General features: G+C 58.3%; 13 protein-coding genes. 10 read left to right on the top strand and 3 right to left on the bottom strand.

The window, feature by feature from the left end:
• Position 1: 1 nt before the first annotated feature.
• Together thpD and ACESMK_RS01090 are read right to left on the bottom strand one after the other, a co-directional pair.
• On the bottom strand, positions 2-937 hold the full coding sequence (gene thpD, locus ACESMK_RS01095) for an ectoine hydroxylase (RefSeq protein WP_372994418.1): 936 nt from the start codon (positions 935-937) through the stop codon (positions 2-4).
• Between the two features lie 164 nt (positions 938-1101).
• Positions 1102-2922, bottom strand: a complete 1821-nt coding sequence (locus ACESMK_RS01090; RefSeq protein ID WP_372994416.1) for an acyl-CoA dehydrogenase C-terminal domain-containing protein — start codon at positions 2920-2922, stop codon at positions 1102-1104.
• A gap of 244 nt (positions 2923-3166) precedes the next feature.
• Here ACESMK_RS01090 and ACESMK_RS01085 point away from each other — a divergent pair, with 244 nt between their 5' ends.
• The 3 genes from ACESMK_RS01085 to ACESMK_RS01075 are packed head-to-tail and all read left to right on the top strand — an operon-like array spanning position 3167 to position 8010.
• The gene (locus tag ACESMK_RS01085) at positions 3167-3727 is read left to right on the top strand and encodes a DUF3833 domain-containing protein (RefSeq protein WP_372994414.1); all 561 of its coding nucleotides are present in this window, start codon (positions 3167-3169) and stop codon (positions 3725-3727) included.
• A 38-nt stretch (positions 3728-3765) separates the two neighbouring features.
• On the top strand, positions 3766-4860 hold the full coding sequence (locus ACESMK_RS01080; protein ID WP_372994412.1) for an efflux RND transporter periplasmic adaptor subunit: 1095 nt from the start codon (positions 3766-3768) through the stop codon (positions 4858-4860).
• Between the two features lie 3 nt (positions 4861-4863).
• A complete protein-coding gene (locus ACESMK_RS01075; protein ID WP_372994410.1) occupies positions 4864-8010 on the top strand; it encodes an efflux RND transporter permease subunit in 3147 nt (1048 codons plus the stop codon).
• 12 nt (positions 8011-8022) lie between these two features.
• Here ACESMK_RS01075 and ACESMK_RS01070 read toward each other — a convergent pair whose 3' ends face one another.
• Positions 8023-9288 (bottom strand): EAL domain-containing protein, encoded by a 1266-nt coding sequence (locus ACESMK_RS01070; protein ID WP_372994408.1) that lies wholly within the window; start codon positions 9286-9288, stop codon positions 8023-8025.
• Positions 9289-9518: 230 nt separating this feature from the next.
• Between ACESMK_RS01070 and ACESMK_RS01065 the strand changes: the two genes are divergently transcribed.
• The 7 genes from ACESMK_RS01065 to atpB all read left to right on the top strand — a co-directional run bounded on the left by ACESMK_RS01065 (position 9519) and on the right by atpB (position 16949).
• A complete protein-coding gene (locus tag ACESMK_RS01065) occupies positions 9519-10817 on the top strand; it encodes an MFS transporter (RefSeq protein ID WP_372994406.1) in 1299 nt (432 codons plus the stop codon).
• Between the two features lie 339 nt (positions 10818-11156).
• A complete protein-coding gene (gene mnmG, locus ACESMK_RS01060; RefSeq protein WP_372994404.1) occupies positions 11157-13043 on the top strand; it encodes a tRNA uridine-5-carboxymethylaminomethyl(34) synthesis enzyme MnmG in 1887 nt (628 codons plus the stop codon).
• A 9-nt stretch (positions 13044-13052) separates the two neighbouring features.
• Positions 13053-13697 carry a 16S rRNA (guanine(527)-N(7))-methyltransferase RsmG gene (rsmG, locus tag ACESMK_RS01055; RefSeq protein ID WP_372994402.1) on the top strand — a complete coding sequence of 215 codons (645 nt, stop codon included), beginning with the start codon at positions 13053-13055 and terminating at the stop codon, positions 13695-13697.
• 50 nt (positions 13698-13747) lie between these two features.
• Positions 13748-14542: a ParA family protein gene (locus tag ACESMK_RS01050; RefSeq protein WP_372994400.1), complete on the top strand. Its 795-nt coding sequence runs from the start codon at positions 13748-13750 to the stop codon at positions 14540-14542.
• 60 nt (positions 14543-14602) lie between these two features.
• Positions 14603-15478, top strand: coding sequence for a ParB/RepB/Spo0J family partition protein (locus ACESMK_RS01045; RefSeq protein WP_088559264.1), 876 nt, complete (start codon positions 14603-14605; stop codon positions 15476-15478).
• A 208-nt stretch (positions 15479-15686) separates the two neighbouring features.
• Complete coding sequence (locus ACESMK_RS01040; protein ID WP_372994398.1) at positions 15687-16079, top strand: ATP synthase subunit I; 393 nt, start codon at positions 15687-15689, stop codon at positions 16077-16079.
• Between the two features lie 15 nt (positions 16080-16094).
• Positions 16095-16949, top strand: coding sequence for a F0F1 ATP synthase subunit A (gene atpB / locus ACESMK_RS01035; RefSeq protein WP_372994396.1), 855 nt, complete (start codon positions 16095-16097; stop codon positions 16947-16949).
• The last annotated feature ends 2 nt before the right edge of the window (positions 16950-16951 follow it).

Here is a 16951-nt window from a genome sequence, read left to right as displayed (position 1 = left end):
CCTAACCGGTTTTACTGCGTTCTTCGTCTGCAACGGGCACCAGTGCCTCGGTATTGGTTCGATTACCCAGGAAATCCGGCCGTGGTTTGTTGCCGCAGAACGGTGCCTGCAGTTGGTTTCCCACACTGTTGTAGACAAAGAACAGGTTGCTCCGCGGCCAGGGTGACATATTGGCATTCGAGGCATGGAGCGTATTGCACTCGAAGATGATCAGCGATCCGGCGGGACCGGTAGGGGCTTTGATGCCGTATTTATCGGCCATGGCAGCAAGATCCCGGTCGTTGGGAACGCCCAGTTCCTGTTTTTTCAGAGAAGACTGGTAGTTGTCTTCCGGCGTGCGGCCGACGCAGGGTACGAAGGTCTTGTGGGAGCCAGGAATCAGCATTAACGGACCGTTGAAGGGCGTGTTGTCAGTCAGGGCGATGGAAAAGCTGACGGCGCGCATGCGGGGCATGCCATCCTCGGCGTGCCAGGTCTCGAAATCCGAGTGCCAGTCGAAGCCCTTGCCATGAAAACCGGGTTTGAAGTTGATTCGGGACTGGTGAATATACGCTTCGCTGCCCAGCAGCTGGCGTACCATGGCGAGGATCTTCGGATCCCGGGTCAGCCGGTCGAAACGATCCGACAGCTCGTGAATCCCGAAGATCGAGCGAATTTCCTGTTTACCTGGCTCCGTGATAGTGCCTTCGGACCGAAGGATGCTTTCGTCATCCTCATACGCGCGCAGATCCTCCCGGAACTGCCGAACCGTGGCCGGGTCGAGAAAACGGTTGAAGACCAGAAAGCCGTCGCGCTCATATTGCGCCAGCTCGGTTTCACTCAATGGTCCGTCGGTTCGGTCTGAACCTTTGCTGTGTACCACAGGGTCCTGGCGCTCAAAGCTTGCCGTTGGACGTTCCAGGCGGGTTGGATAAAAGTCGTCAGCACGAGTTTCCATATTCGAACCTCCTTCTTTTATTCTCGAAATCCAAAATTTTTAATCAAGTCAGTTGGTTAAAAGCTTCCATGTGGAAAGGCACAGAAAATGTAGGGTCAGCCCGGGATATTTCAAGGGCAAAAAAATCCCGGGCCATGGCCCGGGCGTAAGAAGGACCGGATGGGTTACCCGGTAAAGGCCAGATCCTCGGCATCCAGTTGCATCAGGTTTTTGCTGGGGCTCAGCATGCTGGCAGAATGGCTCTGGGCTCTGGGCAACAAACGCTCGAAATAGAACTCGGTGGTGGCCAGCTTGGCCTGGTAGAAGCCTGCGGATTCCGCGCCGCCGTGATCCAGCTTATCCACAGCCACAGCAGCCTGGCGTAGCCAGATGTACGCCATGGTGACGTAGCCGCTGTACATCAGGAAATCATAGGCCGCAGAGCTCACCACATCCCGGTCCTTGCGGGCTGCGAGCATGATCCGAACCGTCAACAGGTTCCACTGGCCGGTCAGCTTGAGCAGCTCAAGCGCCCAGGGCCGTAGCCGTTTGTCGGTCAGGTGTTTGCGGGCAAAATTGGCAATCTTCAGGGTAAAGTCACGGACTGCGCCACCCTGGGTCATCAGCAATACCTTTCGGCCCAGCAGATCCAGGGCCTGGATGCCTGTGGTGCCCTCGTACAAGGTGGCAATGCGGGTATCCCGGACAATCTGTTCCATGCCGTGTTCGCGAATATAACCGTGGCCGCCAAAGACCTGTACGCCAAGATTGGCAGCCTCACACCCCTGTTCGGTCAGAAATCCTTTCAGTATGGGCGTCAGAAAGCCCAGTTTGTCATCGTATTTCTCGGCCTTTTTATCATCACCTTCGGTGAAGCCTTCCACCATATGATCGGCCAGGCGGGCAGCGTAGTAGAGCATGGCCCGGCCACCTTCGGCGATGGCCTTCTGGGTTAACAGCATCCGGCGTACATCGGCATGGTGAATCAGGCTGTCGGCCACCTGATCCGGTTCTTTCTTGCCGGAAAGCGCCCGCATGGACCGTCGATCCTTCGCATAGGCCAACGCCCACTGATAGGACAGCTCGGCCGGCCCGACGCCCTGGATTGCGGTGCCTATCCGGGCCGTGTTCATGAAGGTGAACATGCAGTTGAGGCCTTCATTCTCGGGACCAATCAGATACCCGGTGGCACCGTCGAAATTCAGCACGCAGGTGGCGGAGGCCTTGATGCCCATTTTCTTTTCCAGACTGCCGCAGACAACCGCGTTGCGTTCGCCGACACCCTCGTTGCTGTCCGGCAGGAACTTGGGCACGATGAACAGGCTAATACCCCGGGTGCCCTTGGGGGCATCGGGCAGCCGGGCGAGTACGATGTGGACGATGTTCTCGGTCAGGTCATGGTCGCCGGAAGAAATGAAGATCTTGGTGCCGGTCAGCCGGTAACTTCCGTCGGCTTGCGGTTCGGCTTTGGTCTTCACCTGGCCCAGATCCGTGCCGCACTGGGGTTCGGTCAGGCACATGGTGCCGGCCCATCGGCCTTCGGTCAGTGGCGCGAGGTAAGTCTGTTTCTGCTCCTCGGAACCGTGCAGGAAGATCGTGTTCATGGCACCCAGGGACAGTCCCGGATACATGGAGAAGGGCCAGTTGGCGGTGCCCATCATTTCCTGCTTGAGCAGTCCCATGGACGCAGGCAGGCCCTGGCCGCCGTATTCCTCGGGTGCGGAGAGCCCTTGCCAGCCACCCATGGCGTATTGCAGGTAGGCTTCGCGGTAACCGGCGGGCGTGGTGACTTCACCGTTCTCGAGTTTGCAGCCTTCCTCATCGCCAGAGAGGTAGAGCGGGCTCAATACTTCTTCGCAGAACTTTGCGCATTCGCCGAGTATCGCATCCACAATATCGGGCGTGGCGTTTTCACCGCTGGCCAGGGTGGCGTAATGGCCCGGGTAGTCGAACACCTCGTTCAGAAGAAATTTCATGTCGCGCAGGGGCGCCTTGTAAACCGGCATAGGGGAATCCTCTGTGGGTCTCTCGGAATCGTCGATGGGCAAAAGCCGCCCGTTGCCTGTTGTTTTACGCCAATCCCCAACCAGTGCCATTGACGAAAACCGCCCGAAGGTCTGTCAGAATGGACAATTGGCCGAGATGACGTAACAGGCCCGGTTGGCTTCCGGTACTGATCGCTAAAGACGGTTAGGGCGTATTCCTTTGCGCCCACGACCCGTTACAACCCGTGCAGAGAGTGTAAAAGTCATGCAAAGCCTGTTTACTGTGATTTCGAAACGCCTGTCGGCACCTATACTCTGGGTATTGTCTTCGGCAGTGCTGCTGAGTGGCTGTGCCAGCCCTTCGCTTGAGGATTACGCGGACCGGACCCCGGAGCTGGTCCCTGAAGAGTTCTTCACCGGCGAACTTTCCGCCCGGGGGGTGGTCAAGAATTTCTCCGGGGAAGTGATTCGTACCTTCGATGCAGATATCAGCGCGTCCTGGGATGAGGAAGGTGTGGGAACCCTGGATGAGGTGTTCCGCTTTGATGACGGCGAGGTGCAGACCCGGGTCTGGACGCTTACCCCCACTGATGAGGGCTATCATGCCGAGGCCGGCGATGTGGTTGAACCGGGAACCATGCGCTGGAGCGGTAATGCCATTCACATGAATTATGTCCTTCGTGTGTCATACGGCGACGGTACGCTGGATGTACGGATGGACGACTGGATGTACCTGATTACTCCGGACACGCTGATCAACCAGACCACCATGAGCAAGTGGGGGATCGACGTGGGCGAAGTGGTTCTGGTCATCCAGAAAAAGTAACAGACGACTAACCAAGACCCGGACTATCTGGAAATCCTATGTGGAAGCAGTGGTTGATTGCGTTGGTGCTGGTGGCTGTGGCTGTCGGCGGCGCTTTTGTGTATCAGAACCTGGACGATGGCGATGCCGCCCAGGACGGTCGTGAGCGTTCCGCCAGCGCGGTCAACACCATGCATCCGCAGATGGACACGGTGCGGGATGTGGTCAACGCCGTTGGCAGTCTGAAAGCCCTTGACTCGGTTGAGCTGACCACCGAAGTGAGTGGCCGGGTGGTGGAACTGAATCTCGAAACCGGTCGCCGGGTAGAGCAGGGCGAGGTGCTGTTACGTCTGGATGATCGCCAGGCCCGGGCTGATCTGCAGGTCATCGAAGCGCAACTGGCGGATGCCCGCCGGCAATACGAGAGGGCACAGCGGCTTCGCTCCAACAACAGCATATCCCAGTCCCAGGTGGATGAACTCAGAACGTCGGTGGACGTGGCTGAAGCGCAACGCCAGTCAGCCCGGGTCCGTCTGGAAAATCACCGCATTGAAGCGCCGTTTTCCGGCGTGGTGGGCCTGAGCGACATCAGCGTCGGTGCCTACATGACCGCCGGAACCTCCGTGACCACCCTGGATACCACCGACCGTATGGAGCTGGGTTTTTCGATTCCGGAACGTTTTCTGGGGCAAGTGAGTCTCGGACAACAGGTTCGTGGCGCATCGCCGGCCTACCCGGACCAGACGTTTTCCGGCCAGCTGGTGGAGTTGGGTTCCCGGGTCAGTGAGCTGAGCCGGTCGCTGCCGGTGCGGGCACTGATTGATAATCCGGACGGTTTGCTTCGGCCGGGTCAGTTCATGTCCGCGACCCTTACGCTCCGGGAACGGGAAGCCTTGGTGATCCCGGAACAGGCGGTCATGATCCGCGGCGATGAGCAGTATGTTTTCGTGGCTGAAGACGGTGTGGCCAAGCGGGTCTCGGTCAGCCTGGGTTCGCGCATGCCCGGCCTTGTGGAGGTGGCGAGCGGTCTGGCCGAGGATGATCCGGTGATTGTGACTGGTCAGGACCGGCTCAGCAGCGGGGACCGGATTCGGGTGCTTGAGGACGACAAAGCCATACCCGAGAACCGTTTTATCACGTCCAGGGAGTCCTGATCGGTGGTTCTCTCTGACGTTTCCATCAAGCGCCCGGTATTCGCGACGGTTCTCAGCCTTCTGATCGTGGTGTTCGGGCTGGCCGCCTTGTTGGGTTTGCCGGTGCGAGAATATCCTGATATTGACCCACCCGTGGTTTCCATTTCCACCGATTACACCGGTGCGGCGGCCGAGGTGGTGGACACCCAGATCACCCAGGTGATCGAGGGCGCCATCAGTGGCATCGAGGGCATTCGCTCTATCGAGTCTTCCACTGAACAGGGTGAATCCCGAACCAGCATCGAATTTACCACGGCCCGGGATGTCGACATTGCGGCCAATGATGTCCGTGATGCCGTGTCCCGGGTGGCCAACCAGCTCCCGGACGAAGCGGATCCACCAGTGGTGCGTAAGGCGGATTCTGATGCCCGACCCATGATGTGGGTTACCCTGCGCAGTGATGTCTGGGACAGCGCGGAGCTCAGTGACTTTGCTGATCGGGTTCTGGCAGACCGGCTGTCAGTGCTCGATGGCGTGGCGGACGTGCGCATTGGTGGCGAACGGCGCTATGCCATCCGGGTGTGGCTGGATCGCGAGCGGCTTGCCGCCCGGGATATCACCGTGGCGGAAGTTGAACGGGCCCTGCGTGCCAACAACGTCGAGCTACCGGCTGGATCGGTGGATTCCTCAACGCGGAATTTTACGGTTCGGGCAGAAGGCCGCTTGTCGAACGTGGAGCAGTTCCGGGAGCTGGTGATTCGCCGTGATGGCAACGATCTGCTGCGCCTCGGTGAAGTGGCCAATGTCCAGATGGGGGTGGAATCGGACGTCAGCCGCCTGCGGGCCAATGGCCAGACCGCGATCGGCATGGGTGTGATTCGCCAATCCAAGGCCAATACGGTGGCTGTTTCCGATGCCGTTCGGGCTGAGCTGGAGAAGATCCGCGAAACCCTGCCACCGGAAGTCACCATCGCCGAGAGCTACGACGAATCCATCTTCATCCGGGCCTCCATCAAGGAAGTGGTAACCACGCTCGCCATCGCGGTGTCCCTGGTTATCCTGGTAATCTTCCTGTTCCTGCGTTCCTGGCGGGCCACCCTTATCCCGGCCGTGACCATCCCGGTTGCCGTGATCGGAGCCTTTATTGGCCTGGGCTTTCTGGGCTTTTCCATCAACGTACTGACCTTGCTGGCAGTCATCCTCGCGATCGGCCTGGTGGTGGATGACGCGATCGTGATGCTGGAAAACATCCAGCGCCGGATCGATGAGGGTGAGCCGCCATTGCTTGCCGCTTATCGGGGCGCGAAACAGGTCGCTTTCGCGGTGATTGCCACCACCCTGACGCTTGTGGCGGTTTTCGTTCCCATCTCGTTCATGGGCGGTAATATCGGCCGGTTGTTTGCCGAATTCGGTTTCACCCTGGCAGCGGCGGTGGTGTTCTCGAGCCTGGTCGCGCTGACCCTGGCGCCCATGCTGTGCTCCAAGTGGCTCAGGCACAGTCCGGAATCGGCCGAGGGCCATCGTCTCTGGGCAGCGAGCGAAAAGGTGCTGAATGGCCTGACCAATGGGTATCGGCGACTGCTTCAGTTTTCCCTGAGACAGCCGGGGCTGTTGTTGGGGCTGGGCCTGGTGGGCCTGGTGATTGCCGCTGTGGTGTACCCGAAATTACCCCAGGAACTGGCGCCGACCGAAGACCGAGCGGTGATTATCATGCCGACCAGCGCGCCCAGGGGGTCGACGGTTGAATACACTGACCACTACGTCCAACAGGTGGAAGAATCATTACTGCCTTACCTGGATGAAGGCATCGCGAACCGTTTGCTGGCAATTGTCGGATTCCGCAACGAAGAAGATAACGCCTTCATGATCATGGGCCTGGTGCCCTGGGAAGACCGGGACGTCAAGCAGCAGGAAGTGACCAGCGAAATCCGCAAGAAACTGGCGGATGTGTCCGGCATCCGGACGGTGGCCGTCAACCCGCCCGGCCTGGGCCAGCGGGGATTCAGTCAGGCGGTTGAGTTTGTAGTGGCGGGGCCAGACTATGAGAGCGTTCAGGCCTGGAGCGAGGAAATCGTTGAACGGGCCAAGGACAACCCGAATCTTGAGAATGTGGATACCGATTTCGAGCTGACCCGTCCGGAACTTCGGGTCAACATAGACCGGGAGCGGGCAGCAGATCTGGATATTACCATTGAGGATGTCGGTCTCACGCTCCAGACCATGCTGGCCTCCCGTCAGGTAACCACCTACATTGACCGCGGCCGGGAATACGATGTCATCATTCAGGCGGATGACGCTAACCGGGCAACGCCGGGGGATCTTGAGCAGATCTTCCTCAGGCCTCGGGAGGGCGGTAACCTGATCCCGTTGCAAGCACTGGTATCGCTTGAGGAAATTGGCGCCAACCCGGACCTCCGCCGTATTGATCGGCTTCCCGCCGTGGTTATCAGTGCATCCCTGGCGGATGGCTATGACCTGGGCTCGGCATTGACCTACCTGAACAACCTGGCTGTGGATAACCTGCCGCCGGAAGCCCGGGTAAGCTACAAGGGGCTGAGCCGGGAATTCCAGGAGTCTTCGGCCGCTATCTACGTCACCTTTGCCCTGGCCTTTGTCATTGTGTTCCTGGTGTTGGCAGCGCAGTTTGAAAGCTGGATCCACCCCCTGATCATCATGCTGTCGGTGCCCCTGGCGGTGACCGGTGCCCTGCTGGCGCTGTGGTGGGCCGGTATCAGTCTGAACATCTACAGCCAGATAGGCATCATCATGTTGCTGGGCTTGATGGCCAAGAACGGCATCCTGATCGTGGAGTTTGCCAATCAGCTGAGGGACAAGGGTTATGAGGTCAGGGAGGCCATTCTTGAGGGTGCCTGCCTGCGGTTCCGGCCTGTCCTGATGACCACCATTTCGACGATTTTTGGTGCGATTCCCCTGGTCATTGCCACCGGCGCCGGGGCAGAGAGCCGTGCCGCCATCGGTATGGTGATTCTGGGCGGGCTGATTTTCGCCACCACACTGACCCTGTTCATCATTCCGGTGCTCTATAACCTGTTGGCGAGGTTTGCCAAATCCTCCAACGCGGTGGAGAGGGAACTGGAACGTCAGGCTTCGGGGCAGGCCGGTGGCAGTGGCCTGGCAGCGGCGCCACAGAAACGCGCGGACGATTTCTGAACCGTCCGAGGATCAGAGGGTGGCCGGAAATTCCAGTTGGCCACTGAATATTTCGTCCGGGTGGATGTCGATGCAAAAGACCTTTTGCCCGGGTAGCATCGTGGACAGGGTTACCGTGCGTTTCGCATCTGGCAGGCCGACGTAGGGCCGGCAGCTGCTGATGTGCTGGGGCCGTTCCAGGGCATTGCGGAAGTATTCCCGGTGCGTCCATCGGGCCCCGGCGGAGTGATACAGGGGGTTGAACTTTCCGCGATGGATGTCCGGATTGGCGCGGGCAAGGTTGCCCTGCTGTATGCCCTGGGCATTAAGCAGAAAACAGCGTTTCACTCCGTCCACGTCCAACAGCTTATTGCACGCGACATCGAACGGTAACTCCCGGCTGAGGGAGTGGCAGGCTTCCAGAATTTCGAAGCGAAGCAGTCTAAAGTAGCTCTCCTGGTCCCGTATGTCCTGGGCCGAAGACTCGCTGGAATCGGCAATAATTCCTTTCAAGGCCAGTTCTGTGAGTTCCGGCTCATGCTCTTGCAGATTGGTTGGACGCGCAAACAGGAAACCCTGCAGCAGATCCGCCTCGGTTTGCAGGGCGATATGGGCCTGGGTGCTGTTCTCGATGCCTTCCAGAAGCACAAGGCTGCCGCTCTCGCGAATCATCTTTACCAGACTCTCCAGAAGCATTCGGGCACGACTGTGGTTCTCGGCATTCACCAGCAGACTGCGGTCGAGCTTGACGATGAGCGGATTGATGCGCCACAAACGCTCGAAATTCGAATCGCCCATCCCGAAATCGTCAATGGCAATCTGGAAACCATGGGCCTTGGCTTTGAGAATGAATTCCAGAAGCGCGGTCGGATTCTCGGATGCCGTTTCCACCAGTTCCAGAACCACTTTCTCCGGGTCGATTCCGCTGCTCTGGCACTGCTCGGCGAGCTTTTCCAGAGAGGCTTCTGGATGAATGCAGGTGCCCGGATTAATATTCAGGAACAGCCACACAGGCTGCGAGCTTGCGGCGAAATTATCCAGATGAATCTGCAACAGGTGTCTGTCCAGTTCGGCAGTCTGGTTCTCTGCTTCCGCCTGCTCGAAAAGCTCGAAGGGGGAGATGCTGGCGTTGTTCTTCCGGACCCTCACCAGGGCCTCATAGCCCACCAGTTTACGATGGGTTGGGCTCAGGATCGGCTGATAAACAGAACTGAAATCATAGTCGTTGATCATGTCTGGAGCCCGGGTTATTTCGGCTCCGCGATAGATGCGCCGGGGAAGTCGGACTACGCTGCTCATGGTCAGGAACCTTTATACTGCTAATGTTCTAGCCATCCTGGCCTGATAAAAATGAGTGTCTGGACAGGGAAACCAAGCGAATTTCGTACCAGACAGTCAAAAATCAAGCATTTAAATTCGCTTAACCCCGTCAAATAAATGATCCGCGCCATCGATGTCCGAACTGTTGCACCGGATCCGGGCAGATTCTCAGCACCAACGTTGGTTATGCACCAAAACAGGATTTCTTGATGCCATCAAAAAGTCAGTTCCGTTTGCTTGGTCAACGCCGCTTTCTGCCGTTTTACCTGACTCAGTTCTCCGGCGCGTTCAACGATAACCTGTTCAAGAACGCGCTGCTGCTGTTGATTACCTACAGTGCCGGCGGTTTGATGGGTCTGTCGGTGAACGTGGTGGTTAACCTGGCGGCCTTCCTCTTCATTCTGCCGTTCTTTCTGTTCTCCGGCATTGCCGGCGAGATGGCGGACCGTTACGAAAAATCCAGGATCATCCGGACTGTGAAGCTGGCAGAAATCGTGATTATGTCCGTTGCTGCGCTTGGCCTCTGGTTCGGCTGGTACGAATTGTTGCTGGTGCTGTTGTTCCTGATGGGCACCCAGTCGACCTTCTTCGGCCCGGTGAAGTACGCGATCCTGCCCCAGGTGCTGGCGGACGATGAACTGGTGGGTGGCAACGGTCTGGTGGGCATGGGCACCTTTGTGGCAATTCTGCTGGGCACCATTGCTGCGGGCCTGTTGATGGGCTTTGAGGCTGCCGCACGTCTGACGGCGATAGCTGTGGTGGTGATGGCGGTGCTGGGCTATCTGGCGGCTCGCCAGGTGCCCGCAACCGAACCCGACGGTTCCGGAGTTACTGTACGCTTCCGGCCGGTGGTGGAAACCTGGAGACTGATGGCCCTGGCCGCTGAACGTCGCCAGGTGTTGCTGGCGGTGCTGACCATCTCCTGGTTCTGGTTTCTTGGCGCGGCCTACCTGACCCAGTTTCCCAATTTTGCCCGTACCAACCTCCTGGGCGACGAAACCGTGGTCACCCTGCTGCTGGCCATGTTCACGATCGGGATTTCCATCGGGTCCATGATGTGTGAGCGGCTCACCAAACACCGGATTACCCTCGCACCCGTGCCTTGGGGGGCTCTGGGGCTGAGCCTGTTCGGTATTGATCTGTATTTCGCGGTTCCGGACGACCCCGTGGCCTCGACCTGGTGGACCCTGCTGACCGATCCCGTTTACCTGAGGGTGTTGTTGGATCTGGTGGGCATCGGGATCTGCGGCGGCCTTTTCATCGTGCCTCTGTACGCCTTTATCCAACACGAAACGCCACGGGCCAAGCGTGCCCGCATCATTGCAGCGCTGAATGTCATTAACGCGTTGTTCATGGTGGTGAGTGCCCTGGCCGGTATTGTGGTGCTTGGTCTGCTGGGCATCAGCATTCCAGGGTTTTTCCTGTTGCTGTCCCTGCTGAACGGCGCGGTACTGCTGGTGGTTTGGCGACTTCGGAGGAAAACTGCGGCGGGTTCTGTGGATAATTAGTTGGAAAACCTGCGGAAACACTCCGGATGAATTATAAATAAATCATAAAAATCATAGTGTTAAATCGTTTTTTAGGGTGTTGAACAAGTAGTCTTGCATGTGGATAACTTTCTTGAAAACTTTTCTGAGAAGACTCATCCAAGCGTCTGAAAAGCCGTGAATTTCGGTTTTCCACTATGCCGCTTGCCTCAGAAAAAACCCCTGCCCACTCCGTGTGATGCCCATGCAGCTTTCAACCGGGGGTGTCTCTGGTTAAAATTTGCACATTCCGACTGCAATTTCCCGGGTGAGGCGTTATACTCGCCGCCCTATTTTATCTCCCGATTTCCGAGGTGAGCCGTGGATTTTCCGACCCGTTTCGATGTCATTGTCATTGGTGGTGGCCATGCCGGTACCGAGGCCGCGCTGGCGGCTGCACGCATGGGCTCCCAGACCCTGCTGCTGACCCACAACATTGAGACCCTGGGCCAGATGTCCTGCAACCCGGCCATCGGCGGTATCGGCAAAAGCCATCTGGTGAAAGAAATTGATGCCCTGGGCGGCGCCATGGCCGAGGCCACCGACAAGGCCGGCATCCAGTTCCGGGTGCTGAACAGTCGCAAGGGTCCCGCGGTCCGTGCCACCCGTGCCCAGGCGGACCGGGTTCTTTACAAGGCGGCCATCCGCCATACCCTGGAAAGCCAGCCGAACCTGACCCTGTTCCAGCAGGCGGCGGACGATCTGATTGTGGAAAACGATCAGGTAACCGGTGTCGTCAGCCAGACAGGCATCCGTTTCAACGCGAAGACGGTGGTCCTGACCACGGGCACCTTCCTTGGCGGAGTTATCCACATCGGCATGCAACACCATGCCGGTGGCCGTGCCGGTGACGCGCCGGCCAACGCCCTGGCCCAGCGCCTGCGGGAACTGCCATTCAATGTCGGCCGTCTGAAAACCGGAACGCCGCCGCGGATTGATGCCCGGTCTGTGGATTTCTCGGTGATGCAGGAGCAATGGGGGGATGACCCCACCCCGGTGATGTCCTTCATCGGCAGCCGCAGCCAGCACCCGGAACAGGTCTGCTGCTACGTGACCCGGACCACGGAACAGACCCACGATATTATCCGCAGCGGGTTCGATCGCTCGCCGATGTTTGCGGGCAGCATCGAGGGCGTGGGGCCACGCTATTGCCCGTCTATCGAAGACAAGGTGAACCGGTTTGCTGACAAGGATTCGCATCAGATCTTTGTGGAACCGGAAGGACTGACCACCAACGAGCTTTACCCGAATGGCATTTCCACCAGCCTGCCGTTCGATATCCAGCTGGCGGCCGTGCGTTCGATTCCTGGCTTTGAAAATGCCCATATCACTCGGCCGGGTTACGCCATCGAATACGATTACCTGAATCCGCAGGACCTGCGCCACACCCTGGAAACCAAGTTCATTCAGGGTCTGTATTTTGCCGGCCAGATCAATGGCACCACCGGTTACGAAGAAGCCGGTGCCCAGGGCCTGTTGGCAGGGATCAACGCTGCCCTGCGGTCGCAGGAAAAAGAGGAGTGGTACCCGCGTCGGGATGAGGCTTACCTGGGCGTGCTGGTGGATGATCTGATCACCATGGGCACCTCCGAGCCCTATCGTATGTTTACCAGCCGCGCCGAGTACCGCCTGATTCTGCGCGAGGACAACGCCGACCTGCGCCTGACAGAAACCGGTCGCAAGCTCGGCCTGGTGAACGATGAGCGCTGGCAGAAGTTCAACGACAAGCGCGAGGCGATCTCAACAGAGCGCAGTCGCCTTGAGGCCACCCGGATTCATCCGAATACCGAAGCCGGTGAGCGGGCCAACGGCTTTCTGAAGCAGCCGATGACCCGGGATCAGTCCCTGGCGGAACTGCTGCGTCGCCCGGAGATTGTCTACAGCCACATCGCCGAGATTGGTGCCGCGCAGGCCGATGATCCGGTGGTCGCGGACCAGGTGGAAATCGAGATCAAGTACGAGGGCTACATTTCGCGTCAGACCGACGAGATCGAACGGCTGCGTAAAAATGAGAATACCGCCCTGCCGGTGGATCTGGATTACGACGTGATCGGCGGCCTGTCCAACGAGATCAAGCAAAAGCTCAAGGCCGTGCGACCGGAAACCGTGGCCCAGGCCTCACGCATTCAGGGCGTGACCCCTGCGGCGGTAAGCCAGATCCTGGTGCACCTGAAGAAGCGCGATCTGCTGCGCAAGCAGTCGGCCTGATCTGCGCCCATGACCAACGCACTCTGGCAGCGCCAGCTCCGGGACGGACTGGCCGAGATGGAACTTGCCCTTGGCGAAAGCCAGCAGCAACAGCTGCTGGCTTTCCTGGGTTTGCTCAACAAATGGAACCGGGCCTATAACCTCACCGCAGTTCGCGACGAACAGCAGATGGTATCCCGGCAGTTGCTGGACAGCCTGAGCATCCTGCCCTGGGTGAGCACGGACCATCTCCTCGATGTCGGCGCCGGCGGCGGCCTGCCCGGAATTCCTCTGGCCATCGCGCTGCCTGAAAAGCGTTTTACCCTGCTCGACAGCAATGGCAAGAAAACCCGTTTCCTGAACCAGTGCGTGCTGGAGCTGGGCCTGGGCAATGTTGAGGTGATCCATGGCCGGGCCGAGGACTGCAGCCCGGAGCAGCCTTTCACCCAGATCAGCAGCCGGGCCTTCACTGCGCTGGAGAATCTGGTGAGCTGGTGCGGTGATCTGTTGGCAAATGAGGGGGAGTTCCTTGCCATGAAAGGCCAGTTTCCGGATGATGAAGTGGCTGCCCTCCCGGCTGGCTGGCAGGTAAAATCCAGCCATTCCCTGGACGTTCCCGGTGCCGATGGCGAACGCCATCTTCTGGTGGTTGCCCGGGCCGAGAACTCCCGGTAGTTCGGCAGTCGAATTTCTCTACCGCTAACCCATAAACAAGGAGGCAGGACATGGCGCGCGTGATTGCAGTGACCAATCAGAAAGGCGGTGTGGGCAAAACCACCACTTGCGTCAACCTTGCTGCCTCCCTGGCCGCCACCAAACGCCGGGTGCTGCTGGTGGACATGGATCCCCAGGGCAACGCCACCATGGGCAGCGGGGTGGATAAAAATGCCCTGGAACTGTCCGGTTACGACATGCTGACCAAGCGTGCCGGCGCCGCGGAGGTGATCATCCCCGCCGAGGCCTCCGGTTTCGATATCCTGCCGGCCAACGGCGATCTGACCGCCGCTGAAGTCGAGCTGATGAACGAAATCGGTCGTGAGCACCGCCTGCGCCTGGCGTTGAACACGGTTCGTGACAACTACGATTACATCCTCATTGATTGCCCGCCTTCGCTCAGTCTGCTGACGGTAAATGCCCTGTCGGCGGCGGACTCCGTATTGATTCCCATGCAGTGCGAGTACTACGCGCTGGAGGGACTGGCGGCACTGATGAACACCGTCGAGCAGATCCAGGAGACGGTCAACCCGAATCTGCAGGTGGAAGGTATCCTGCGCACCATGTACGACCCCCGCAACAGCCTGACCCTGGATGTCTCCGGCCAGCTGAGTGAGTACTTCGGCGACAAGGTGTATCGGGCGGTGATTCCCCGCAATGTCCGCCTGGCCGAGGCGCCAAGCTACGGCGTACCTGCCCTGAAATACGACCGGGCCTCCAAGGGGGCCATCGCCTACCTCGCCCTGGCCGGCGAGATGGTGCGTCGCCATGGTTCGAAAAAGACATCCGCGCCGGTTGCGGTGTAACATACCGCCCTGTCACTCACACAAGCACAACGATTTTCAACGGGAAGAATGACTGACACCATGGCGGCGAAGAAACGAGGATTGGGTGAACGTGGACTGGGTGCCCTGCTGGCGGGCTCCAAGGTCAATCTTGACCAGGAGCTGAAAGACCACGACGGCGAACTCCGCGAAGTACCCATTGATCTGATCCAGCGTGGCCGTTACCAGCCGCGGCGCGATATGGACCCTGCCGCCTTGCAGGAATTGGCGGATTCCATTCGTCAGCAAGGGGTGATGCAGCCGGTGGTGGTTCGTCCCATCGCTGAAGGTCGCTATGAGCTGATTGCCGGCGAACGCCGCTGGCGCGCCACTCAGATGGCCGGCCTGGACAGCATTCCTGCCATCATCCGGGACGTACCGGATGAAGCCGCCATTGCCATGGCGCTGATCGAGAACATCCAGCGTGAAAACCTCAACCCGATTGAGGAAGCCTTCGCCCTCCAGCGTCTGCAGGACGAGTTTGGCCTGACCCAGGCCCAGGTGGCCGAAGCCGTCGGTAAATCCCGCACCACCATTACCAACCTGCTGCGACTGATCGGTTTGTCTGAGGACGTTCGTATCATGCTCGAGCACGGGGATCTGGAAATGGGCCACGGCCGGGCGATGCTGACCCTCGCCCCGGAACTGCAGATGCAGGTGGCCAAACAGGTGGTGGCGAAATCGTTGTCGGTTCGCCAGACCGAGGCCCTGGTACGGCGGGTACAACAGGAAACCCCGGACAGCAAATCCCGGAAGAAAGGAGTCGTGGATCCCAACATCCGCGCCTTGCAGGACGATCTGGCCGAACGGCTGGGGGCACGGGTATCGATTGATCACGGCCAGCGTGGCAAAGGCAAGCTGGTGATTGAATACAGTTCACTGGATGAACTTGACGGTATTTTGGGCCACATTCGCTAAGGCCAGGTATAAATCATTCTAAAGTGCTAGTTTCTCGTAAAAATACCACATGTGGTAATCAGAACTATTTGATGACACAACCTGTGTGGAATTGATCGATTCGCCCAAATGGCCTGGTTAATTTTTCACCGCGTTTTTGGGCGACGTCTGTTGAACAGCTATCGGTTAACACATATAATTTCGCGCGCTTGCAACAACAGCTGGTGACATGACAGGTTTCAGAAAAGCCATCACGTACGTGCCACTGAAAGAGTGGCTGATCATAGAGATGGTTCTGTTGGTCGTCCTCAGTTTGCTGTGGTTGATGGAGAGCAGAGCAGCCGGGTATTCCGCGTTTATCGGCGGTCTTATTTTTGTCATACCCAATGCCTATTTTGCGCACAGGGCCTACCGCTTTGAGGGCGCTCGCCAGATGCAACTGGCGGTCAGTAACATGTTCAGGGCAGCGAGTATAAAGATTGCCCTTACCGCGATTTTTTTTGCGGCCGTTTTCACTTTAATGGAGTCAGTCCACGGGCCGGCTCTGTTATTCACTTTTGCTGTGATGGTTGCGATAGGTACGGCTTTGCGCTGGCTTATCCGGCCGCGCCCACAGCGATGACTGGACGAGAGCAGTATGGCAGCTGATACCCCAGTAGAGTATATAAAACACCATCTAACAAACCTCACCTATGGCAAGCTTCCGGGCGGTTACGAGCGGGCTGATGGCTCGGTTGTAGAGGAAGCGACCTGGACCTTTGCGCGAACCGGCCAGGAGGCTGCAGACATGGGCTTCATGGCCGTCCATGTGGACACCCTCGGGTGGTCGGTTGCCATGGGCATTCTGTTCCTCGGTCTGTTCCGGTTTGTTGCTAACAAAGTGACGACGGACACCCCGGGCGGACTTCAGAACGCCGTCGAAATGACTTTCGAATTTGTTCAGGGCATCGTCCGTGACGTTTTCCACGGCAAGAATCCCCTGATTGCCCCTCTGGCACTGACGATCTTTGTCTGGATTCTGCTGATGAACACCCTGAAGCTGATTCCGGTCGACTACATTCCGTCCGTAGCCCATGCGCTCGGGTTGGAATACTTCAAGATCGTTCCGACAACCGATCCCAACGGCACCTTTGGTATCTCCATCGGCGTGTTCCTGCTGATCCTGTTTTACAGTTTCAAGGTCAAGGGCGCAGGTGGTTTCGCCAAGGAGCTGTCATTCAATCCATTCAATCACTGGTCGCTGGTGCCGTTTAACCTGGTACTCGAGATTCTGGCCCTGATCATCAAGCCGATCAGCCTTGCCTTGCGACTTTTCGGCAACATGTATGCCGGTGAAGTGGTGTTCATCCTGATCGCGCTTCTGCCATTGTGGATCCAGTGGACGCTGAATGTTCCCTGGGCTATCTTCCACATCTTGGTCGTTACGCTGCAGGCTTTCATCTTTACGACGCTGACTGTGGTTTACCTCAGCGCAGCGCACGAAGATCACTGATA

This window comes from Marinobacter sp., assembly GCF_041687235.1.
Lineage (GTDB): Bacteria > Pseudomonadota > Gammaproteobacteria > Pseudomonadales > Oleiphilaceae > Marinobacter.
This window is presented reverse-complemented; position numbering and strand designations above follow the sequence as displayed.

Bases quoted from the DNA above. Each gene is read 5' to 3' on its own strand.
- thpD (WP_372994418.1), bottom strand. From the start codon at position 937: ATGGAAACTCGTGCTGACGACTTTTATCCAACCCGCCTGGAACGTCCA.
- ACESMK_RS01090 (WP_372994416.1), bottom strand. From the start codon at position 2,922: ATGCCGGTTTACAAGGCGCCCCTGCGCGACATGAAATTTCTTCTGAAC.
- ACESMK_RS01085 (WP_372994414.1), top strand. From the start codon at position 3,167: ATGCAAAGCCTGTTTACTGTGATTTCGAAACGCCTGTCGGCACCTATA.
- ACESMK_RS01080 (WP_372994412.1), top strand. From the start codon at position 3,766: ATGTGGAAGCAGTGGTTGATTGCGTTGGTGCTGGTGGCTGTGGCTGTC.
- ACESMK_RS01070 (WP_372994408.1), bottom strand. From the start codon at position 9,288: ATGAGCAGCGTAGTCCGACTTCCCCGGCGCATCTATCGCGGAGCCGAA.
- ACESMK_RS01065 (WP_372994406.1), top strand. From the start codon at position 9,519: ATGCCATCAAAAAGTCAGTTCCGTTTGCTTGGTCAACGCCGCTTTCTG.
- rsmG (WP_372994402.1), top strand. From the start codon at position 13,053: ATGACCAACGCACTCTGGCAGCGCCAGCTCCGGGACGGACTGGCCGAG.
- ACESMK_RS01050 (WP_372994400.1), top strand. From the start codon at position 13,748: ATGGCGCGCGTGATTGCAGTGACCAATCAGAAAGGCGGTGTGGGCAAA.
- ACESMK_RS01045 (WP_088559264.1), top strand. From the start codon at position 14,603: ATGGCGGCGAAGAAACGAGGATTGGGTGAACGTGGACTGGGTGCCCTG.
- ACESMK_RS01040 (WP_372994398.1), top strand. From the start codon at position 15,687: ATGACAGGTTTCAGAAAAGCCATCACGTACGTGCCACTGAAAGAGTGG.
- atpB (WP_372994396.1), top strand. From the start codon at position 16,095: ATGGCAGCTGATACCCCAGTAGAGTATATAAAACACCATCTAACAAAC.